Here is a 20,255-nt window from a genome sequence, read left to right on the forward strand (position 1 = left end):
GTTTAGTGTACGGCCGTCTCCACGGCGGCGGAGACGGTCGCGCGACTGACCCGCTTTCGCAGGACCCAGTAGGTCCAGCCCTGGTACAGGAAGATGACCGGCATCGCGAACAGGGCGGTCCAGCTCATCACCTTCAGCGTATAAGGCGTGGACGACGCGTTCTCGATCGTCAGGCTGTTGGCCGCGTCATTGCTTGCCGGCATCACATCGGGGAACAGCGAGGCGAAGAGCGACAGCACGGCGAGGGCGATGGTCGCCGCCATCAGCGTGAACGCCCACCCTTCCGACCCGCGCAGGTTTGCGAGGAACGAGACGATCAGGGCGACGGCGGCCAAACCGGCGAAGACGCCGGTGGCCAGGCTGCCGAACTCCAGAGTGGTCCAGACCAGGAACGAGGCCGCCACCACGATGGTGACGATCCCGGCCCTCACGGCCAGCTTCTGAGCGCGCAGACGGATGTCCCCCTCGGTTTTGAGTGAGATGAAGACCACGCCGTGGGTGAAGAAGAGGAGCAGGGTGGTGAGCCCGCCGAGGAGGGCGTATGGGTTGAGCAGGTCGAAGAAGGAGCCGATGTAGTTGTGGCCGGCGTCCAACTGCACGCCCTGCACGATGTTGGAGAAGGCGACGCCCCAGAGCAGGGCCGGGACCGCTGACCCGATCACGATCATGAGGTCGAAGCGCTTCTTCCATGCCGCTTCCGGGCGCTGGTGCCGGTATTCGAACGACACACCGCGCAGGATGAGGGCGAGCAGGATCACGAGCAGGGCCAGGTAGAACCCGCTGAACAGGGTGGCGTACCACTCCGGGAACGCGGCGAAGAGGGCCGCGCCGGCCACGATCAGCCAGGTCTCGTTGAGGTCCCAGACCGGCCCGATGGTGTTGATGATGACCCGGCGGTCGAGGTCGTCCTTCCCCAGGAAGGGCAGGGACATGCCGACGCCGAAGTCAAAACCGTCGAGCACGAAGTAACCGATGAACAGGGCGCCGATGATCCAGAACCAGAGAATGTTGAGTTCCATCATGCGCTCCTAGTAGACCGTGACCTGTGGCTTGATCTTGCCGGACACCGGGTCGGGTTCCGCCACCGGGGCAGGTCCCTTCCGCACTGCCTGCAGGATCAATTTGAATTCGACGACCGCGAGGGCACCGTAGATCAGCGTGAACGCGATCAATGAGATCAGGATCTCCACGCCGCTGACGTTGGGTGAAACGCCGTCCTGGGTGCGCAGGAGTCCGAAGACGAGCCAGGGCTGCCGGCCCATCTCGGTGAAGACCCATCCGACGCTCATGGCGATCAGCGAGAACGGGAAGCTCCAGATGGCGATCTTCCAGACCCAGGTGGCCTTCGGGGTGCCACCGTTGCGGGTCAGCCAGAGGCCGACGACGGCGACCAGGATGTGCGCGATGCCCAGACCGATCATCCAGCGGAACGCCCAGTAGGTGATCCAGATGGTCGGCGTGTAGTCGCCGGGGCCGTAGAGCGTCACATACTGCGCCTGCAGGTTGTCGATGCCCTCGACGGTCCCGTTGAGCGTGTGGGTCGACAGGAAGGACAGGAGGTACGGGATGCGGATCGAGAACAGTTCGCTCACACCGTCGGGGGTGCCGAGGGTGAAGATCGAGAAGGACGCCTCGGCGCCCGTCGCCGTCTTGTACATCGCCTCGGCTGCGGCCATCTTCATGGGCTGTGCCGCCGTCATGGCGAGGCTCAGCGAGTCGCCGAAGAACGTGGTGAGTGCACCGGAGACGACCATCATCCACATGCCCAGCTTGAGCGCAGGACGCATGGTGTCCTCGTTCTGCTTGCGCAGGAGGTGCCAGGCGGCCACCGAGATGATCAGGCCAGACGACACCATGAAGCAGGCGAAGATCGTGTGCGGAAATGAGGCCAGGGCGATCGGGTTGGTCAGGAGCTCACCGATGCTGGTCAGCTCCGCGCGGCCGCGGGTCTCGTTGATGCGGAAGGCGACCGGGTTCTGCATGAACGCGTTTGCCGCGAGGATGAAGTATGCCGACGCGATGGAGCCGGCCGTCGTCAGCCAGATGGTGGCGAGGTGCAGGCCGCGCGGCAACTTGTCCCAGCCGAAGATCCACAGCCCGATGAACGTGGCCTCCAGGAAGAACGCCGTGATGCCCTCGAAGGCGAGAGGAGCTCCGAACACGTCACCGACGAAGCGGGAGTAGTCCGACCAGTTCATGCCGAACTGAAACTCCTGCACGATTCCGGTGACAACGCCCATGGCGAAGTTGATCAGGAAGATCTTGCCGAAGAAGTGGGTGAGCTGCAGGTACTTGGCCTTGTCCGTGCGCACCCAGGCGGTCTGGAAGAGGGCGACGGTGAACGCCAGGCCGATCGTGAGCGGCACGAATAGGAAGTGGTAGACGGTCGTCAGACCAAATTGCCATCTCGACAGGAGTAACGGATCAAGCCACTCGTTCATGCGCCCTCCAGCGTCATCGGGTTTTCTACACTGTGTAGAACATTACTCTTCTACACTCCGTAGAACTGTTCACGATCGCAAGCTAGACTCCCCCGTATGAGTAGTTTGGGTGTGCTCGAGAGATTGCTGATGGATGTCCTGTGGGACTCCTCGGAGCCGCTGCCTGCGACCGACCTCCGAGACCGCCTGCTCACACCGGCGGCCTCGGTCGCCAGGCGCAAACCGCTGGCGACCACGACGGTGCTCACCATGCTGTCCCGCCTGGAGGCAAAGGGTTTTGTCACCCGGGACCGCGAAAAGCGTCCGCATCGCTACCGGGCCGTGGCGACCCGCGCCGAGCACACGGCGGACCTGATGCACGAGGTGCTCGGGACCGCTCCGGACAGGCAGGCCGCGCTGGCCCGCTTCATCGGTGACGTCACCCCGCAGGAGGCCGCGACGCTGCGCCGCCTTCTCGACTCCGCGCCGCTCGCTCACGAGTGAGAGGCCTACCACTCGGATACCGGCCGGAGGCGTCGTGTTCGCCACTGCTGTGATTCTCGGGATAGTGGCCGTTCTGCTCGCCGGCCCGGTCCCGATCTTGCTTTCCGCCGCCCGCTGGCCCGCCCGCTCCCCTGCCGTGGCCCTGGTTCTGTGGCAGTCCATCGCCTTGGCGGGCGGACTGTCGATGATCGGCTCCCTGCTCGGCTTCGGGCTGATCCCCTTCGGGATGAACCTGTTCGACGGCATCCGCTCGCTGGGCGGGCATCTGGTGGCAGGCACGCTGCCCGACGAACCGTCATTCGTCGCGGTCCTCATGCTGTGCGCAGCCCTGATCCTCGGCAGCCACCTGTTGCTGAACCTAGCCGCGACCTTCTTCCGCGCCGAGCGGCAGCACCGTCGTCACCGGCACCTGATCGGCCTGCTCAGCCAGCCGCTGGCGGAGCATTCCGGAACGCGGGTGATCGAGCACGACGCACCGGTCGCCTATTGCCTGCCCGGCGCGACCCGGTCAGCGACCGTGTTGTCGCGAGGCCTCCTGCAACTCCTCGACGACGATCAACTGCGCGCGGTCATCGCCCACGAGCACGCGCACCTGATGCAAAAGCACCACCTGGTGCTGCTCGCATTCAAGTCCTGGCACAGTGCGCTGCCGTGGTTCCCGATCGCCAATCGCGCCGAGAACGCGGTCGCGCTGCTGGTGGAGATGCTCGCCGATGATCAGGCGCGGCGGGCGGTCGACGACCGAACGCTGGCTACCGCGATCGCATTGGTCGGGTCGGCTCACCAGGTGGACCCGCTGGGAACGGATGTCGAACTCGCCGACGGCCCGGACCATCCGTTCGACCTCGTCTCGCCGCGCGTGCGCCGGCTGATCACACCTCCGGCACCACTGCCTGCCCCGGCCGTTCTGGCCGTTGCGGCGTCGGCAGCAGCACTTCTGCTGCTACCGACGCTGCTTCTGATGCTCGCCTGACGACGGTGCGCGCTCTAGAAGAGCTTCGCCTGCTTGAGCCAGGCGGTGGCGATCTTTTCGGCCGAGAGTTCGTCATTCACGCTCTCTGAGTTCAGGCTGACCAGGTCCTCGGCGGTCAGCGCGGCACTGACGGCGTTGAGCACCGTGCCGGCCTTGTCGTCGACCTTGTCGGAGACGAGGGGCACGACGTTGTCAGCGAAAAAGAGACCATCGGGATCGTCCAGGGCGACAAGGTTGTCCGACTTTATGTTCGGGCTGGCCGTGTAGACGTTCGTGATCTGGATGTCGTTGTCGACGAGGGCCTTGATCGTGAGCGGACCACCGCCATCCTCGATCGGCGTGAAACCGGCGATCGGGATGCCGTACTTCTCCGTCAGGGTCGTCGGTCCGTAGGGGCGGGTCTGGAGTTCGGACGGTCCGCCGACGGTGATCGGCTCGGTGACGTTGGTGAGTGACGCGATGTCGGTCAGGCTGTACGTGTCAGCGAAGGCTTGGGTGACGGTCCAGGAGTTCTGGTCGGTCGCCTCTGCCATGTCCAGAACGTTCAGTCCGTCGGGTAGCTGCTCGCGCAGCTGCTCGTAGGTCTCGGCGGCGGTGCCGCCGGCGGCGTCTGGGTTCAGGGCCTGCAGCAGGCTGCCGGTGTATTCGGGGAACACGTCGATGGAGCCGGACTCGATCTCGGGCAGGTAGACCTCGCGCTGGCCGATCTTGAACTGGCGGTCGACCGTGAAGCCGTTCTCCTCGAGCGCCTGGGCGTAGATCTCGGCGATGATCTCGTTCGAGTAGTAGTCCTGCGAACCGATCACCAGGGTTGCAGACCCCTCGTCTGTATTTCCGCTGTCCAGCGGATCACCGGACGCACACCCTGCAAGGGCTACGACGGCCCCAACCGCGACCGCGGCGACCGCCGCGAGCCGGCCTTTGTTTGCTGTGAACATTAGTGGGTTCCTTTCGTGATGGCGGGATCCATCCCCGAGGCAGGTCGGGCTGACCGGCCTCGGTCGACTGAGGGGCGTGCCGCGGCGACGCCCTTGGGGACGACAAGTCGCTGCACACCGGTGAATATTCCCTCGAGCAGGACTGCCAGCAGGATCACCAGAATGGACCCACCCAGCATCTCCGCGTAGTCGCGGGTTTTCAACCCGGCGAACAAAAACCGGCCGAGGCCGAAATCCGCCACGTAGGCCGCGAGTGTCGCCGTGGCGACCACCTGGAGGGTGGCCGACCGGATCCCGGCAATCAGGAGCGGCAACCCCAACGGCACCTCTACCGTGCGCATGATCTGCGCCTCGGACATCCCGACGGACCGGGCCGAATCGATCACGGTGCGGTCGATGGCCTCGAAACCGGTGTAGGCCCCTGCGAGGATCGGCGGGATCGCCAGGATCGTGAGCGCCACGTACGGCGCCCCGAGCCCGATTCCGACCCAGAGCGCCACGAGGGTCAGCAGGCCCAGGGTCGGGATGGCCCGAAGGCCTCCGGAGGTGGCCACGGCCAGGCCGCGGCCACGGCCTGTGTGCCCGATCAGGAACCCGAAGGGCACCGCGATCAGGGCGGCCAGCGACACCGCCACGACAGTGAACCCGAGGTGCTCGACCAGGCGCACGGGGATACCTCCCGGCCCGACGTAGTTCGCCGGATCCAAGATCCAGTTCAGGGCGTCCGCGAAGAGGTTCACTCCGACACCTCCGTGACGCGGGCGGCGCGCAGGGCCCGCCGGCTGGTCGACGCCAGCCGAGTCCAGGGCAGCAGAATTCGGCCGAGCAGAACGAGGGCACCGTCGAGCAGCAGGGCGAGGACCACCGTCAAAACGATTCCAGCAATGATCTCGGCCTGGATTCCGCGCTGGAAGCCATCCGTGAACAGGCTGCCCAGACTCTGCGCACCGATCACGGCCCCCACTGTGGCCAGGCTGACGGTGCTGACTGCCACGACTCGGAGGCCGGCCAGAAGCACGGGTGCGGCCAGTGGGAGCTCAACCTGCCAGAAAATGCTCCAACCGGAATATCCCACGGCGACGGCGGACTGCCGCACGTCCTTGTCCACGGACGCGAGGCCGTCGGCGACCACGCGCACCATCAGCGCGACCCCGTACAGAGTGAGGGCGATGATCAGGTTGAGCGGCGACCGCAGGCTGGTGCCGACCACGGCCGGGATCACGAAGAACAGCGGCAGCGACGGAATGGCATAGAGCAACCCACTGGCCGTCAGGATCACCCCGCGGCTGATCCGGTACCGGTTGGCCACCCAGCCCAGCGGCACCGCGAACAGGAAGCTGAGCAGGAGTGGCGGCACACTGAGCACCAGGTGGTCGAGGGTGCGATCCCAGAGCAGGTCGAGGTTCGACCAGATCCAGGTCACCGCGGCGCCCGATGGTCCGGTGTGGCATCGGCTGCGCTCGGCGCCACGAGCACGCCGGCCAGGCGGCCGTCGGTGTCGACCAGGATGTCCGAGCCGCCGCGCCGTTCCACGTGCAGGGCGCGCTTGCCTCGGTCAGCGCCGACGAAGCTGGCCACGAAGTCGTCGGCCGGCTTCGCCAGGATGTCCGACGGCGACCCGACCTGCGCGATCCGACCGCCGTCGCGGAGGATGACGACCTGGTCCCCCAGAAGGAAGGCCTCCTCGATGTCATGGGTGACGAACACCACCGTCTTGCCGAGCTCGCTCTGCAGCCGGATCAGCTCTTGCTGCAGTTCGGCCCGGACGATCGGGTCGACGGCGCCGAAGGGCTCGTCCATCAGCAGGATGTTCGGGTTGACGGCCAGCCCGCGTGCCACGCCGACGCGTTGTTGCTGTCCACCGGAAAGCTGGTTCGGGTAGCGCGCGGCCAGGGAGCGGTCGAGCCCGACGGTGTCCAGCAGGGACAGGGCCTCGGTGCGGGCCTTCCTTCTCGGGACCCCGCGCAGAAGCGGCACGGTGGCGACATTGTCGATCACGGTGCGGTGCGGAAGCAAGCCGGAGTTTTGCATCACGTAGCCGATACTGCGCCGAAGCTGCACCGGCTCCAGTGCGGCGATGTCGGCACCGTCGATCTCGATCGTGCCCGAACTCGGATCCACCATCCGGTTGATCATGCGCAACAACGTGGTCTTGCCGGAACCGGATGACCCGACCAGCACCGTGGTCTGGTGTGACGGCAGCGTCAGGCTGAAGTCATCGACAGCCAGGGTGCCGTCCGGGAACTGCTTGCTCACCGAGCGGAACTCGATCATAGGACTGGCTCATTCCTCGACTGCTGTCGACACGGGACGGTACACCACCCAACCATCACTAGGCGCTGCCGACCAACCGGATCCCGGTATTCCTAGCGAACGTTCGGCCCGTAGTATCCGGCGAGGTAGTCGTGCGTGACCACGCGACATTCCACGATGAAGCGTTCGTCGCCCTGGGGATCGATGCGGAACGCGCGGGACAGGATCGAATCGCCCATCTCCACCGCGACCTCGAGCCGGAGGATAAGCTCGTCCCCGCCGGCCAGACCGAACTCTTCGACCAGCATGGCCGCCACCCGGCGAGCGAAAAAGCCCGATTCGGGATCTTCAACCGAGCTCGCGCCTTCGCGGTCGGAGAAGTGCATAATGCGGAAGCCCGGCTCCGAGCGGTACAGGTCGACGAAGGCGGTGATGGCCACATCGACCGTGTCCCACCAGTTCTTCGCGGCACTGATCTTGAGCTGCTCGGACACCCGGTGTCGGAACCTCAGAACGGCGCGTTCCCGCAAGGCCTGCAGCACGGCCACGCGATCGGGGTAGTACCGGTACACGGTTCCGATCGACGCACCAGCGCGTTCCGCCACCATGGCGGTGGTGATGCGGTCGAAGCCGACCTCGTCCACGACAGTGGCGGCTGCGTCGAGCAGACCGGACAGACGTGCTGTGCTGCGCTGTTGAATCGGCTCGATGCGGACCTGCTGGGCCGGCACAAAAGGATCCCCACCGAAAAGGTCACTGAGTGACACTTGTCCTCCTTGAGAGTAAGTCACTAATACTAGGGTGCGAATTCACCTCCCCCGTTCTCGACTCGTGTTTACGCCCGGACTGACCTGGAAATCCCGATGCTTCGCCCGGCGCGTCGCCCGTGCGTCGACGACCGTGGGCTCCGCGCTGCCGAGTATCCGCGCGCGCATGTCAGACTAGGGAGGTGCCGAAGTCGAAGTCTCCTCGAATACTGCCCACGGGCACGCCAGCCAAGATGATGCACCGCGCCGCCCGCATCGAGGATTGGCTGCACTACAAACGTGAACGGGCGGCCCGCAAGCGCGGATACCTGCCCACCGTCATCCCGTATGCGGGCTACGGCTCCACCGAGTGGGTTCGTATCCTGTGCCGGGTACTTCTGGCCAAGCCGCCCAGGTCCGGTTCCACGTTGACTCGCCGGCATTGGCGCACCGACCGCCGCGAGGCCGGCATCCGCGGCTGGCGCAGCTTTACGAGCGTGCCGGTCAACGACGTGACGGTGACCATCGAGATCAACGGATACTCGCACCGCGTGCAGGCCGACCGCGGCGGCGTCGTTGACACTGTCATCGCCGTGAACCTCGCTCCGGGCTGGCACACGGCCCAGGTGCACACGGATGACACGGCCGCACCGGTCGACGCGCCGGTGTTCATCGTGGCGCCGTCGGTGACCCGGGGAATCCTCTCCGACGTCGACGACACCGTGATGGTGACAACGCTCCCCCGCCCGCTGCTGGCCGCCTGGAACACTTTCGTCCTTGACGAGCACGCCCGGGTTCCCACGCCGGGGATGGCGGTCCTGCTGGACCGACTCGCCGCGGAGAACGAGGGCTCGCCGATGATCTACCTGTCGACCGGAGCCTGGAACGTCGCGCCGACGCTGACGCGATTCCTGTCCCGCAACCTGTATCCGTCCGGAGCTCTCCTACTCACCGATTGGGGCCCCACCCACGACCGCTGGTTCCGCAGCGGACAGGATCACAAACGGGCGAACCTGCGCCGACTGGCTCTGGAGTTTCCGGCCATCCGCTGGATTCTGATCGGCGACGATGGCCAGCACGACGAAGCCATCTACAGCGAGTTCCAGCGCGACTTCCCGGGAAGCGTCGAGGCCGTCGCGATCCGGCAACTCTCAGCCAGCGAGGCCGTTCTGGCCGGGCGCCGCATGAAAGACGGCCCAGAAGAACCGCGCGAGCGTTGGATGTACGGTCCGGATGGTTCCGCCCTGGCCAGCCAGCTCGCCGAGCAGGGCCTGATCTAGAAGTTGGCGATCAGGGCGTCATCGACAGGATGCGGTCGAGGCCGCGGTTGATCTGGCGTGCCCAGAGCGGCCCGCGGTAGAGGAAACCGGTGTAGCCCTGCACGAGCGTGGCTCCTGCGGCCAGGCGCTCGGCCACGTGCTCCGCGGTTTCCACCCCGCCCACGGAGATCACGCAGAGGTCGCGGGGCACGCGTGCCCGGATCAGTCGCAGAACGGCCAGCGAACGGTCACGCAGCGGCGCCCCGGACAGCCCGCCGGCGCCGGCCGCCAGGACTGTTGCGGCATCCGTAGCCAGGCCCGCGCGCGAGATGGTGGTGTTGGTCGCGATGATGCCGTCGAGGCCTAGCTCCACGACGAGGGCGGCGATGCGGGTCACTTCGTCGTCGGCCAGGTCGGGCGCGATCTTCACGAGCAGTGGTGTGCTGCCGGCTTCGGCCTGCACCGCCCGCAGCAACGGTGCGAGCTGGTCGATTTCCTGCAGCCCGCGCAGGCCTGGGGTGTTGGGTGAGCTGACGTTGACCACCAGGTAGTCGGCGAGAGGCGCCAGCAGGGCGGCGCTCATCAGGTAATCGGACGTGGCGTCTTCGACCGCGGTCACGCGGCTCTTGCCGATGTTGATGCCCAGGACCGGGCGGCCTGTCACGGCGCGCACCCCGGCAAGGCGCACCCGGGCGGCGCGGGCCCCGGCGTTGTTGAAACCCATCCGGTTGATCACCGCGCGGTCGCGGACCAGGCGGAACAGTCGCGGTCTCGGGTTGCCCGGCTGGGCGACTGCCGTGATCGTTCCCACCTCCACGTGCCCGAAACCGAGCTGGCCGAGCCCGATGACAGCGCCACCGTCTTTGTCGAACCCCGCGGCAACGCCGAAGGGAGACTCGAAGCGCAGGCCGAGGGTGTGCACCGAGAGATCCGTGCGCGGCCGCATGAAACGGTTCACGAGCCTGCCAACCCCGAGCGTGGGCAGCGCCCGGATCACGGTGAACGCCAGATGGTGGGCCCGCTCGGGGTCGAGGCAGGTCAGAACGAACCTGAAGACGAGCGGGTACACCGGGGCTCCTACAGTTCGGGTGATCGGCTGGCGCCTGCTGCCGCGCCGGATTCAGTTGCCGGCTCGGTGCGCAGCCGGGAGATGGCAGTCTCGAAGTCCTCGAGCGAATCGAAGGCCTGGTATACGCTGGCGAACCGCAAGTAGGCTACCTCGTCGAGTTCGCGCAGAGGAGGCAGGATTGCGAGCCCGACCTCGTTCGCCTTCACCTGAGACGCACCCGTCTGTCGGATCGTCTCCTCCACCCGCTGGGCGAGCATGGCCAGGTCGGAATCCGTCACCGGACGTCCCTGGCAAGCCTTGCGAACGCCGGCCACGATCTTGTCGCGGCTGAACGGTTCGACGACCCCGCTGCGCTTGACGATGTTCAGGCTGGCGGTCTCGGTGGTGCTGAACCGGCGCCCACATTCGGGACACTGCCGACGCCGGCGGATGGAAAGTCCGTCGTCGCTGGTGCGCGAGTCGATGACTCGGGAGTCCGGGTGGCGGCAGAACGGGCAGAACATGGTTGTGTCAGCCTACAGGCCAGGAGCGAATCGAGCCGTGACGGCGTCGCCGTGCGCGGGCAGCGCCTCGGCCGTGGAGAGGGCCGCAATGTGGTCGGCGACCTCGCCCAGGGCCTCCCTGCTGTACGAGACGACCTGCTGAGGGCGGAGGAAGGTGTAGGCGCCGAGTCCGGAGGAGAACCGGGCCTGCCCACCCGTCGGCAGCACGTGGTTCGAGCCGGCCACGTAGTCGCCGAGGCTCACGGGCGAATGCGGGCCGAGGAAGATGGCGCCCGCGTTCTCAATCAGGGCGAGCACGGCATCCGGGTTGCTCGTCTGGATCTCGAGGTGCTCGGGACCGAACGCGTTGCTGAAGGCAGCCGCGGCCGCGAGATCATCCACGAGCACGATCCCCGACTGGCGCCCGTTCAGGGACGCGGTGACCCGGATGCTGTGGGTCGTGCTCTGCATCAGGTCGACCAGGTGTCGGGAGACCGCGTCGGCAAGCTCGACCGAATCGGTGACGAGCATGGCCGCGGCCAGTTCGTCGTGCTCGGCCTGGCTGACGAGGTCGGCCGCGACGAAGCGCGCGTCGGCGGAAGCATCCGCGATGACCAGGATGTCGGTGGGCCCGGCCTCGGAGTCGATGCCGGTCACCCCGCGCACGAGCCGCTTGGCGGCGGCCACATAGACGTTGCCGGGGCCGGTGACGAGCTGCACGGGATCCAGTCCGAGCCCTGGAACACCGTAGGCGAAGGCGCCGACCGCGCCGGCCCCGCCCATGGCGTAGATTTCGTCGATGCCGAGCAGGCCCGCCACGGCGAGGATGGTGGGGTGCACGCGCCCGTCGAAGTCACTCTGCGGCGGCGACGCCAGCGCGATCGAGGAAACGCCGGCGATCTGGGCCGGAACCACGTTCATCACGACGCTCGAAGGGTAGACGGCCTTGCCGCCGGGAACGTACAGGCCGACCCGGTTGATCGGCTGCCAGCGCTGCGTGATGGTGGCGCCGTCGGCGATCGTGGTGGTCACCTGCGGCGGCACCTGGGCCGCGCTGGCGATGCGCACGCGACGGATGGTCTCCTCGATGGCCGTGCGCACCGTGGGGTCGAGCCCGGCCAGTGCCTCGGTGACGTGGGACGCCGGAACCCGCACATGGGACGGGCGCACCCGGTCGAGGCGTTCTGCCTGGTCGCGGAGGGCATCCTCGCCTCTGGCCCGCACATCGTCGATCAATTCGGCTGCGACGTCGCTGGCCGCGGTCACGTCGGTGAGCGCACGCGGCACGGCTGCAAGCAATTCCGCCGGAGTGGGCCGGGTCCCTCGGAGGTCAATAGTCTGGATCATCGCGTTCCAGCCTAGCCATCAACTCCCGTCCACCGGGAATAGGCTCAATGGCGAGGAGATTGATTCAGTCACATGAGCGACACCGAAGTACCCCAGCCCGCCACCGTACCGCTGGCCGAAGATCCCAATGCACCGTTGGACCTGGCCGCCTTCAAGCATTCCTTCCGGCGTCACGCCGCCGGTGTCGCGGTGATCACGGCGCTGCGCCCGGACGGCGCCCCGGTGGGATTCACCGCCACCTCGCTGGCGTCGCTGTCGTCGGTTCCGCCGCTGGCCACCTTCAACATGGCCAGGTCAGCCAGCACCTGGCCGGCGATAGCCGAGAGCGAGCGGGTCGTCATCCACATCCTCGGCGCGCACAATCGTGCCGTCGCCGAGGTGATGTCGGGTCCCGCGAATCAGCGTTTCGTCGGCGACCACTGGCAGTCGGGACCGCACGGCCTGCCCGTGCTGACGGGGGTCACCTCGTGGATGGTCGGGCGAATCATCGAACGCACGCTGGTGCACAACAGCGCCGTCGTGGTGGTGAAGATCGAGGAAGGCGGCATGGGCGAGAACGACGAGGCCCTGCTGTACTACGAGCGCTCCTACCGGGTGCCCGGTGCCGAGGCCTAGCTTTCCGCCTGGTCCGACCTGGCTTCGTCCCGAAGGCGGCGCCGTTCGGCCTCGGCCACGGCGGCCTCCTCCGGCGTGGGGGCCGTGCCGCCCAGGTGCCGGGGCTGCCACCACTGGCCGCCCCCATCCACCGGGTAGGCCTTCTGCAGCCCATCGACGAGTCCCTGCAGCGTCTGGTGCAGCGCGGATGTCAGGGTCTGGGGGTCCTCCCCCTCGGCTACCGTGAAGGGCTCCCCCACGGCGAATCGCACGGGCACGCCGAACACCTCGCGCAGCGCCGGCCTGTGATTTTTGGTGAGCACTCGGTGACCACCCCAGACGGCGATCGGGATGACCGGCACTCCGGCCTCGGCGGCCATCCGGATGGCACCCGACTTCAGCTCCCGCACCGTGAAGGACGCATTTACCCCGCCTTCCGGGAAGACCCCGAGCAGTTCTCCCTCGCGCAGCGCGGTCACGGCCTGGGCATACGCGGCAGCGCCAGCCTTCATGTCGACCGAAATGTGCCGCATCCCGCGCAGCAGAACCCCGACGAGCTTCTGGTCGAATGCTCCCTTTTTGGCCATGAAACGGATGTGGCGGCGGTTCTTGTGCCACAGCATCCACTCGACCAGGGCGAAGTCCATGTAGCCGAAGTGTGTGATGGCGAGCACCGCTCCCCCGGTGTCGGGCAGATTCTTCAGTCCGGTCACGGCCGGCTTCAACCGGAGCAGGCCGAAGACGGCTCGCCCGGCCAGAACAGCCGTCGTGTACAGAGGTTCCCGCGTGCCTGTGCTCATGATTCAAGGCTACGACCTGTGCGCGGTTTCTTCGACGCGATCCACACCAGCATTCGGCGAGCCCCGGCGGCCGATCCCGGCGAGCCCGGCTCCCCCTCGCGGCGCACCCTGTGGAAGGGGGCGCACGGTAGACCGTGCGCGCCCTTCCACAACCTGCGCCACCAGCTCAGGTGAGGCAGTTCGGCCCGAGCAGGCTCTTGAGCTCCCCGAACAGGTCGGCGCTGACTTTGACCTGGTGGGGCAGCTCGAAGACCCGCGCCACGTTACCCTTGACCAGTTTGAGCCGAACCTCCGACGCTCCGACATGGCGGGTGATGACCTCGCCCAGCGCAGTCACCGTGTCAGTCGTGGCCCGCGACTCGGCCAACGTGATAGTCAGCGTTCCCGTGTCGGAGGTCTGGCCCACGTCCGGCGCGAAGATGCTGTACGCGTGCAGGTTCATGCCGTCGTCGCGCAGGCTCACTCGGCCCCGCACGACCACGACGGAGTCGCTGATCAGGTCTGGCGAGAACTCCTGGTAGGCCTTGCCCATGAACATCACGGCGATCTCGCCGCCGAAGTCCTCGACCTGGATGATGCCGTACTGGTTGCCCGATTTCTTGGCGATTCGGTGCTGCACGCTCGTGATGAGTCCCGCGATGGTGACGGTGTCGGCATCCTGGGTCTGCTCCGACCCCACCAGGTCAACGATGGTCGTGCTGGCGTGCTTGGCCAGCGGGATCTCGAGTCCGGCCAGCGGATGATCGGACACGTAGAGTCCGAGCATGTCCCGCTCCAACGCGAGTTTTTCCTTCTTGGTCCATTCAGGACGCTCGGGAACCTGCTCGGTAGCCTGCGGGTCGTCGAACAGGCTGTCGAAGTCGAAGCCGACCATGCCGTGCTGTTCGTCGCGCTTGATCTTGACTGCGGACTCGACCGCGGCCTCGTGGATCTCGAACATGGCCCGGCGGGTCGAGCCGAGAGAGTCGAACGCGCCGGCCTTGATCAGGGACTCGACCGTGCGCTTGTTGGCCACCGGAATCGGCACCTTGCGCAGGAAGTCGTGGAACGACTCGAACGCGCCCTTCTCCGTGCGGGCGGCACGAATCGCGTCGACCACGTTGAAGCCCACGTTGCGCACCGCTCCAAGCCCAAACCGGATGTCCGTGCCCACGGCCGCGAAGTACCCGATCGATTCGTTCACGTCCGGCGGCAGCACCTGGATGCCCATCCGGCGGCACTCGTTCAGGTACAGCGCCAACTTGTCGCGGGAGTCGCCGACGCTCGTAAGCAGGGCCGCCATGTACTCGGCCGGGTATTTGGCCTTGAGGTAGGCGGTCCAGTAGGACAGCACGCCGTAGGCGGCCGAGTGCGCCTTGTTGAAGGCATAGTCGGAGAACGGAAGCAAGATGTCCCAGACGGTCTTCACGGCCTCCATGGAGTACCCGTTGGCGACCATCCCGCCGGAGAATCCCTCGAACTGCTTGTCCAGCTCCGACTTCTTCTTCTTGCCCATCGCCCGGCGCAGCAGGTCCGCTTGGCCGAGGGAGAAGCCGGCCAGCTTCTGCGCGATCGACATGACCTGCTCTTGATACACGATCAGACCGTAGGTGGTGCCGATGACGTCCTTCAGCGCCTCCTCGAGTTCCGGGTGGATCGGAATGATCTCCTGCTGCCCCGTCTTGCGCAGCGCGTAGTTGGTGTGCGAGTTGGCGCCCATGGGGCCGGGCCGGTACAGCGCGATGACGGCCGAGATGTCTTCGAAGTTGTCAGGCTTCATCAGGCGCAGCAGCGACCGCATGGGCCCGCCGTCGAGCTGGAACACGCCGAGGGTGTCACCGCGGGCGAGTAGTTCGTAGGCGGCCGGGTCGTCCAGTCCGAGTTCTTCAAGCACCGGGCGGTGCCCTCGGTTCACCGCGATGTTGTCAAGGGTGTCGTCGATGATGGTGAGGTTCCGCAGCCCCAGGAAGTCCATTTTGATCAGACCGAGGGCCTCGGAGGCTGGGTAGTCGAACTGCGTGACGACCTGGCCATCCGCTTCACGCTTCATGATCGGGATGATGTCGATCAACGGGTCGGAGCTCATGATCACGCCCGCTGCGTGCACGCCCCACTGGCGCTTGAGGTTCTCCAGGCCGAGGGCTGTGTCGAAGACGGTGCGGGCCTCCGGGTCTGACTCGATCACGGCCCGGAAATCGGCCGCCTCCCGGTAGCGCGGGTGGTCCTTGTCGAACATGCCGGTCAAAGGCACGTCCTTGCCCATGATGGCCGGGGGCATGGCCTTGGTGAGCTTGTCGCCCATGCCGAAGGGGAAGCCGAGCACCCTGGAGGCGTCTTTCAGGGCCTGCTTGGCCTTGATCGTGCCGTAGGTCACAATCTGCGCGACGCGTTCCTCGCCGTACTTGTCGGTCACGTAGTGGATGACCTCACCGCGGCGGCGCTCGTCGAAGTCCACGTCGAAGTCGGGCATGGAGACACGGTCCGGGTTGAGGAACCGCTCGAAGATCAGACCGTGCACGAGGGGGTCGAGGTCGGTGATGCCCATGGCGTAGGCCACCATCGAGCCGGCGCCCGACCCACGGCCGGGGCCGACCCGAATGCCCTGCTGCCTGGCCCACATGATGAAGTCGGCCACGACCAGGAAGTAGCCCGGGAACCCCATCTGGATGATGATGCCGATCTCGTAGTCGGCGCGCTTGCGCACCTCGTCCGGGATGCCGTTCGGGTAGCGTTTGGCCAGCCCGACCTCGTTCTCCTTGACGAACCAGCTCTCCTCGTTCTCTCCCTCGGGGCAGGGGAACCGAGGCATGTAGTTGGCTTTGGTGTTGAACTCCACCTGACACCGCTCGGCGATGAGCAGGGTGTTGTCGCAGGATTCCGGGTGGTCGCGGAACAGGTGCCGCATCTGCGCGGCCGTCTTCAGGTAGAACTCGTTGGAGTCGAACTTGAAGCGGTTCGGATCGTCGAGGGTCGACGCGGACTGCACGCAGAGCAGGGCCGCATGCGCGGTCGCGTCGTGGGCGTGGGTGTAATGCAGGTCATTACTGGCCACGAGCGGCAGCTTCAGCTCACCGGCGAGTCTGAGTAGGTCGGTCATGGTGCGGCGCTCGATGTCGATGCCGTGGTCCATGATTTCGCAGAAGAAATTCTCCTTGCCGAAGATGTCCTGGAACTCGCCGGCCGCCTTTTTGGCCTCGTCGTACTGTCCGAGCCGCAGACGGGTCTGCACCTCGCCACCCACGCAGCCGGTTGTGCCGATCAACCCGGTGGAGAACTCGGAGAGCAGTTCGCGGTCCATGCGCGGCTTGAAGTAATAGCCTTCGAGGCTTGCCTTGGACGAGAGCCGAAAGAGGTTGTGCATGCCGGCCGTGGTCTCGGACAATAGCGTCATGTGGGTGTACGAACCGGCGCCACCGACGTCGTCCCGGTTCTGGCCGCTCGTGCCCCAGCGCACCCGCGTCTTGTCCCGACGGTCCGTCCCGGGGGTGATGTACGCCTCGGTGCCGATGATCGGCTTGATGCCGGCCTCGGTCGCGGTGCGCCAGAAGTCGAAGGCCCCGAAGACGTTACCGTGGTCTGTGATGGCGACCGCGGGCATACCCTGTTCGATGGCTGCATTGATCAGCGGTTTGACCCGCGCCGCGCCGTCGAGCATGGAGTACTCGCTGTGCACGTGGAGGTGCACGAAGGAATCCTTCGATCCACCCGACTTATTCTGAGAGGACAAAACGGCTCCGAGGTGTTGGAATTGGGCGCTACAGGTCAGGCGTCACGCAGCACGTCGAGGGCATGCGAGAGGTCTTTCGGGTAGTCGGTGGTGAAGGTGACCCACTCCCGGGTGTCCGGGTGGTGGAAGGCCAGTTGCTTGGCGTGCAGCCACTGCCGCGTCAGGCCGAGACGCGCCGTGATGGAGGGATCGGCGCCATACATGGCGTCGCCGACACACGGGTGACGCTGGGCGGCCATGTGCACCCGGATCTGGTGGGTGCGCCCCGTCTCCAGGTGTACTTCCACCAATGACGCCGCCGGAAAAGCTTCGAGCGTCTCGTAGTGGGTGACGGAATCCTTGCCGCCTGCGATGACCGCGAACTTCCAATCCGACCGCGGATGGCGGCCGATCGGGGCGTCGATGGTTCCCGTGCTCGGATCGGGGTGACCCTGCACGACTGAATGGTAGATCTTCTCGACCTCGCGGTCGTGGAACGCCCGCTTGAGCGCCGTGTACGCGGTCTCCGACTTGGCGACGACCATCAGGCCGCTGGTGCCAGCATCGAGGCGGTGCACAATCCCGGCCCGCTCGCTCGCCCCGGAGGTCGCGATGCGGTAGCCGGCCGCTGAGAGTGCCCCGACAACGGTGGGCCCGGTCCAGCCCACACTCGGGTGCGCGGCCACTCCGGAGGGTTTGTTGATGACGACGATGCTCTCGTCGTCGTGCACGATCGTGAGGTCGGGTACCGCGATGGGCACGATGGCCAAGGCTTCCCGAGGCCGCCAGGACACCTCCAGCCAAGCTCCCCCGTGCAGGCGGTCCGATTTTCCGACCACGACACCGTTGAGGGTGACCCCACCGGCCTCGCAGACCTCGGCCGCGAAACTGCGCGAAAAGCCGAGCAGTTTGGCGATGCCGGCGTCGACGCGAACTCCGGCAAGGCCGTCCGGCAGGGGGAGAGAGCGTGTTTCCATGGGGAGGATCAGGATGCTAACTGGGTGGGCTCGGACGTGTCCGAAGCGTCGGCGCGGATTCCGTCGAGGCCGACCCCGCGAATGGTCAGGTACATGAAGATGATCATGCTCGACACGATCGCCATATCGGCGACGTTGTAGATGGCGGGGATCAGCCAGGGCGTGGAGATGAAGTCGATGACGTGCCCGAGTCCGAAGGACGGCTCCCGCAGCAGCCTGTCCGTCAAATTGCCCAACACCCCGCCGAGCAGCAGCCCGAAGACGACAGACCAGGCAAGTGAGCGGATGCGTCCGGCGAACCAGACGATGAGGCCCACCACCGCGACGGCGATGATGGAGAAGATCCAGGTCATTCCGGCAGCCAGGGAAAAGGCAGCGCCCGGGTTCCGGACGAAGTGCATTTGCAGCACGTCTCCCAGAACCCGGACGATGTCACCCTCGGTCAGTGTGCTGACGACGAGGTACTTGCTGATCTGATCCAGAGCGTAGATCCCCAGGGCCACGACGGCCAGGAGGATCAACGCACCGGGGCGCTTCTTCGTTGAGACCTTAGGCGCCAAAGCTCTGGTAGCTCGGCTTCGAGGCGTTGCTCGCCTCGACCGGCGACGTGGCGTCGAGGTCGTGCAGCTGAGTCTCGATGTAGCTCTTCAGCTTCTGGCGGTATTCGCGCTCGAAGGTGCGCAGGTCATCGATCTTGGTCTCAAGAACGGAACGTTCCTGGTCGAGGACGGTGAGCTGGGCGCGCTGCTTGGCCTCGGCCTCGGCAACAAGGCGAGCTGCGGTCGCGTGGCCTTCGGCGATGAGAGCATCGCGCTTCTCGGCACCCTCCTTGACGTGCTCCTCGTGCAGGCGACGGGCCAGCTGAAGGAGGTTGGTCGTTCCGGCGGTCTCGTCGACCGGCTCGGCACTAGCCGGTGCGGCTGCGGCCACGGCGACAGGAGCGGCCACTGGCTCGGCAACGGCCTCAGCGGCCGGTGCTGCCTCGACGACGGACTCTGACGCGCCGCCGCCGGAGGAAACGCGAGCCTTGAGCTCCTCGTTCTCCGCAGTCAGTCGTCGCAATTCAACGACGACCTCATCGAGGAAGTCGTCGACCTCGTCCTGATCGTATCCTTCGCGAAACTTAGTCGACTGGAACCGCTTGTTGACTACATCTTCCGGAGTTAGCGCCATGGCTTTCCACCCTTAAAACTTGAATTGCGAACATTTGTTTGCGTTCAACCAACGCTATCAAGGTCCGACGACGAATCGAACCGCGTCAGCCCAGCACGCCGTCGGACCAGAATACATGCCAAGTCAGGAACGAGCGGTACCTACAGGCGCATGAACCCTGTGATCGACATGGCGACGATGACGCAGAGCATGGTGATGCTCCAGCCGAAGTCGAAGGCGATCGGCCCCATGCGCAGCGGCGGCAGAAGCCGTCGGAAGAATTTGATCGGTGGGTCGGTCAACGAGTAGGCCAACTCGGTCAGGACCAGCAGGAAACCCTGCGGCCGCCAAGACCGGTTGACACTGCGCACCAGGTCGATGATGAACCGGCCCCACATCACGAAAAAGTAGAGCAGGAGCGCGTAGTAGGCGATCGTTCCGATCACGTTCACGAGTAACACGGCGGAGACTACGACTGCGCGAAGAAGGACGCCTCGGCGTCGGAGTCCTCCGCAGCATTGTCGCCGGACACGACGACGTGCGACGGAGAGAGCAGGAACACCTTGGCCGTGACGCGTTCAATCTTGCCGTAGAGGCCCTGGGACAGACCGCTGGCGAAGTCGATCAGGCGGCGCGCGTCGGCGTCGCTCATCTGAGACAGGTTGATGATGACCGGGATCCCGTCGCGGAAGGATTCCGCGATCACCTGGGCATCCTTGTACTGGCGCGGGTGGACGGTGAGGATTTCATTCATGTCTGAGGCAACCACATTCTTGGGAGCGGAGGTCTTACGCAGCGGTGTCACCGGGGCGCGACCCGCCGAAGCGGATGCGCCATTGGAGTGCGAAGACGGAGTGTGCGACGAGTTCGCAGCGGAGTGAGGTGCGGCGGATTTGGACGCCGCGGCGTTCGACACCGTCGAGTGGGGGCCCGTCGACGCAGGCGCAGCAGCAGGCGCCTCGTACTCGAGTTCCTCGTCTGCCAGACCCAGGTAAACCATGGTTTTCTTGAGCGGGTTGGACATCTCGACCTCCGTGTTGGTGATTCTACTTATTC

At 65.9% G+C, this 20,255-nt stretch carries 21 protein-coding genes; 4 read left to right on the forward strand and 17 right to left on the reverse strand.

The features are described 5' to 3' along the window. Positions 1-2 precede the first annotated feature (2 nt). Both cydB and E3O65_RS12115 read right to left on the reverse strand, forming a co-directional pair. Positions 3-1,019, reverse strand: a complete 1,017-nt coding sequence (gene cydB, locus E3O65_RS12110; RefSeq protein WP_134363953.1) for a cytochrome d ubiquinol oxidase subunit II — start codon at positions 1,017-1,019, stop codon at positions 3-5. 9 nt (positions 1,020-1,028) lie between these two features. After that, positions 1,029-2,441 carry a cytochrome ubiquinol oxidase subunit I gene (locus tag E3O65_RS12115; RefSeq protein ID WP_134363954.1) on the reverse strand — a complete coding sequence of 471 codons (1,413 nt, stop codon included), beginning with the start codon at positions 2,439-2,441 and terminating at the stop codon, positions 1,029-1,031. Positions 2,442-2,537: 96 nt separating this feature from the next. Between E3O65_RS12115 and E3O65_RS12120 the strand changes: the two genes are divergently transcribed. Next, positions 2,538-2,924, forward strand: a complete 387-nt coding sequence (locus E3O65_RS12120; RefSeq protein WP_134363955.1) for a BlaI/MecI/CopY family transcriptional regulator — start codon at positions 2,538-2,540, stop codon at positions 2,922-2,924. Positions 2,925-2,958: 34 nt separating this feature from the next. Then, the gene (locus E3O65_RS12125; protein WP_134363956.1) at positions 2,959-3,897 is read left to right on the forward strand and encodes a M56 family metallopeptidase; all 939 of its coding nucleotides are present in this window, start codon (positions 2,959-2,961) and stop codon (positions 3,895-3,897) included. Between the two features lie 14 nt (positions 3,898-3,911). Here E3O65_RS12125 and E3O65_RS12130 read toward each other — a convergent pair whose 3' ends face one another. The 5 genes from E3O65_RS12130 to E3O65_RS12150 all read right to left on the reverse strand — a co-directional run bounded on the left by E3O65_RS12130 (position 3,912) and on the right by E3O65_RS12150 (position 7,855). Continuing rightward, the gene (locus E3O65_RS12130) at positions 3,912-4,835 is read right to left on the reverse strand and encodes an ABC transporter substrate-binding protein (RefSeq protein ID WP_134363957.1); all 924 of its coding nucleotides are present in this window, start codon (positions 4,833-4,835) and stop codon (positions 3,912-3,914) included. Further along, positions 4,835-5,575 carry an ABC transporter permease gene (locus tag E3O65_RS12135; protein ID WP_134363958.1) on the reverse strand — a complete coding sequence of 247 codons (741 nt, stop codon included), beginning with the start codon at positions 5,573-5,575 and terminating at the stop codon, positions 4,835-4,837. Before E3O65_RS12135 ends, E3O65_RS12130 begins: the two co-directional genes overlap by 1 nt. Further along, positions 5,572-6,258, reverse strand: coding sequence for an ABC transporter permease (locus E3O65_RS12140; protein ID WP_134363959.1), 687 nt, complete (start codon positions 6,256-6,258; stop codon positions 5,572-5,574). Before E3O65_RS12140 ends, E3O65_RS12135 begins: the two co-directional genes overlap by 4 nt. Further along, the gene (locus E3O65_RS12145; protein ID WP_134363960.1) at positions 6,255-7,109 is read right to left on the reverse strand and encodes an ABC transporter ATP-binding protein; all 855 of its coding nucleotides are present in this window, start codon (positions 7,107-7,109) and stop codon (positions 6,255-6,257) included. Before E3O65_RS12145 ends, E3O65_RS12140 begins: the two co-directional genes overlap by 4 nt. A 92-nt stretch (positions 7,110-7,201) precedes the next feature. Further along, the gene (locus E3O65_RS12150; protein WP_134363961.1) at positions 7,202-7,855 is read right to left on the reverse strand and encodes a TetR/AcrR family transcriptional regulator; all 654 of its coding nucleotides are present in this window, start codon (positions 7,853-7,855) and stop codon (positions 7,202-7,204) included. A 233-nt stretch (positions 7,856-8,088) separates the two neighbouring features. Between E3O65_RS12150 and E3O65_RS12155 the strand changes: the two genes are divergently transcribed. Continuing rightward, complete coding sequence (locus tag E3O65_RS12155) at positions 8,089-9,114, forward strand: App1 family protein (RefSeq protein WP_166785742.1); 1,026 nt, start codon at positions 8,089-8,091, stop codon at positions 9,112-9,114. A 10-nt stretch (positions 9,115-9,124) separates the two neighbouring features. Here the strand turns inward: E3O65_RS12155 and E3O65_RS12160 are convergent, their stop codons facing one another. From E3O65_RS12160 to hisD, 3 genes are read right to left on the reverse strand one after another with little or no spacing between them, the layout of a single operon-like run. Then, positions 9,125-10,162, reverse strand: coding sequence for a quinone-dependent dihydroorotate dehydrogenase (locus E3O65_RS12160; protein WP_134363962.1), 1,038 nt, complete (start codon positions 10,160-10,162; stop codon positions 9,125-9,127). Positions 10,163-10,170: 8 nt separating this feature from the next. After that, positions 10,171-10,665 carry a transcriptional regulator NrdR gene (gene nrdR, locus E3O65_RS12165; protein WP_134363963.1) on the reverse strand — a complete coding sequence of 165 codons (495 nt, stop codon included), beginning with the start codon at positions 10,663-10,665 and terminating at the stop codon, positions 10,171-10,173. Positions 10,666-10,677: 12 nt separating this feature from the next. After that, positions 10,678-11,991 (reverse strand): histidinol dehydrogenase, encoded by a 1,314-nt coding sequence (gene hisD, locus E3O65_RS12170; protein WP_134363964.1) that lies wholly within the window; start codon positions 11,989-11,991, stop codon positions 10,678-10,680. 72 nt (positions 11,992-12,063) lie between these two features. Between hisD and E3O65_RS12175 the strand changes: the two genes are divergently transcribed. Next, a complete protein-coding gene (locus tag E3O65_RS12175) occupies positions 12,064-12,606 on the forward strand; it encodes a flavin reductase family protein (protein ID WP_134363965.1) in 543 nt (180 codons plus the stop codon). Here E3O65_RS12175 and E3O65_RS12180 read toward each other — a convergent pair. The 7 genes from E3O65_RS12180 to E3O65_RS12210 form a co-directional block, all read right to left on the reverse strand. After that, positions 12,603-13,385: a lysophospholipid acyltransferase family protein gene (locus tag E3O65_RS12180; RefSeq protein WP_134363966.1), complete on the reverse strand. Its 783-nt coding sequence runs from the start codon at positions 13,383-13,385 to the stop codon at positions 12,603-12,605. The genes E3O65_RS12175 and E3O65_RS12180 overlap by 4 nt on opposite strands. Positions 13,386-13,551: 166 nt before the next feature. After that, positions 13,552-17,019, reverse strand: coding sequence for a DNA polymerase III subunit alpha (gene dnaE / locus E3O65_RS12185; RefSeq protein ID WP_134364118.1), 3,468 nt, complete (start codon positions 17,017-17,019; stop codon positions 13,552-13,554). Positions 17,020-17,126: 107 nt separating this feature from the next. After that, entirely contained in the window at positions 17,127-18,047 is a 921-nt protein-coding gene (locus tag E3O65_RS12190; protein WP_134363967.1) for an RluA family pseudouridine synthase, read from the reverse strand. An 8-nt stretch (positions 18,048-18,055) separates the two neighbouring features. Further along, positions 18,056-18,568 carry a signal peptidase II gene (lspA, locus tag E3O65_RS12195; RefSeq protein WP_134363968.1) on the reverse strand — a complete coding sequence of 171 codons (513 nt, stop codon included), beginning with the start codon at positions 18,566-18,568 and terminating at the stop codon, positions 18,056-18,058. Positions 18,569-18,596: 28 nt separating this feature from the next. Continuing rightward, positions 18,597-19,220, reverse strand: a complete 624-nt coding sequence (locus E3O65_RS12200; protein ID WP_134363969.1) for a DivIVA domain-containing protein — start codon at positions 19,218-19,220, stop codon at positions 18,597-18,599. A 140-nt stretch (positions 19,221-19,360) separates the two neighbouring features. After that, a complete protein-coding gene (locus E3O65_RS12205; RefSeq protein ID WP_134363970.1) occupies positions 19,361-19,660 on the reverse strand; it encodes a YggT family protein in 300 nt (99 codons plus the stop codon). A gap of 8 nt (positions 19,661-19,668) precedes the next feature. Next, complete coding sequence (locus E3O65_RS12210; RefSeq protein ID WP_134363971.1) at positions 19,669-20,223, reverse strand: cell division protein SepF; 555 nt, start codon at positions 20,221-20,223, stop codon at positions 19,669-19,671. Positions 20,224-20,255 lie beyond the last annotated feature (32 nt).

It is taken from the genome of Cryobacterium breve (assembly GCF_004402375.1).
Lineage (GTDB): Bacteria > Actinomycetota > Actinomycetes > Actinomycetales > Microbacteriaceae > Cryobacterium > Cryobacterium breve.

Excerpts from the sequence above, each read along its gene's own strand:
- cydB (WP_134363953.1), bottom strand. The coding sequence starts at position 1,019 with ATGGAACTCAACATTCTCTGGTTCTGGATCATCGGCGCCCTGTTCATC.
- E3O65_RS12115 (WP_134363954.1), bottom strand. The coding sequence starts at position 2,441 with ATGAACGAGTGGCTTGATCCGTTACTCCTGTCGAGATGGCAATTTGGT.
- E3O65_RS12120 (WP_134363955.1), top strand. The coding sequence starts at position 2,538 with ATGAGTAGTTTGGGTGTGCTCGAGAGATTGCTGATGGATGTCCTGTGG.
- E3O65_RS12130 (WP_134363957.1), bottom strand. The coding sequence starts at position 4,835 with ATGTTCACAGCAAACAAAGGCCGGCTCGCGGCGGTCGCCGCGGTCGCG.
- E3O65_RS12145 (WP_134363960.1), bottom strand. The coding sequence starts at position 7,109 with ATGATCGAGTTCCGCTCGGTGAGCAAGCAGTTCCCGGACGGCACCCTG.
- E3O65_RS12155 (WP_166785742.1), top strand. The coding sequence starts at position 8,089 with ATGATGCACCGCGCCGCCCGCATCGAGGATTGGCTGCACTACAAACGT.
- nrdR (WP_134363963.1), bottom strand. The coding sequence starts at position 10,665 with ATGTTCTGCCCGTTCTGCCGCCACCCGGACTCCCGAGTCATCGACTCG.
- hisD (WP_134363964.1), bottom strand. The coding sequence starts at position 11,991 with ATGATCCAGACTATTGACCTCCGAGGGACCCGGCCCACTCCGGCGGAA.
- E3O65_RS12175 (WP_134363965.1), top strand. The coding sequence starts at position 12,064 with ATGAGCGACACCGAAGTACCCCAGCCCGCCACCGTACCGCTGGCCGAA.
- E3O65_RS12180 (WP_134363966.1), bottom strand. The coding sequence starts at position 13,385 with ATGAGCACAGGCACGCGGGAACCTCTGTACACGACGGCTGTTCTGGCC.
- dnaE (WP_134364118.1), bottom strand. The coding sequence starts at position 17,019 with ATGCTCGACGGCGCGGCGCGGGTCAAACCGCTGATCAATGCAGCCATC.
- E3O65_RS12190 (WP_134363967.1), bottom strand. The coding sequence starts at position 18,047 with ATGGAAACACGCTCTCTCCCCCTGCCGGACGGCCTTGCCGGAGTTCGC.
- E3O65_RS12200 (WP_134363969.1), bottom strand. The coding sequence starts at position 19,220 with ATGGCGCTAACTCCGGAAGATGTAGTCAACAAGCGGTTCCAGTCGACT.
- E3O65_RS12210 (WP_134363971.1), bottom strand. The coding sequence starts at position 20,223 with ATGTCCAACCCGCTCAAGAAAACCATGGTTTACCTGGGTCTGGCAGAC.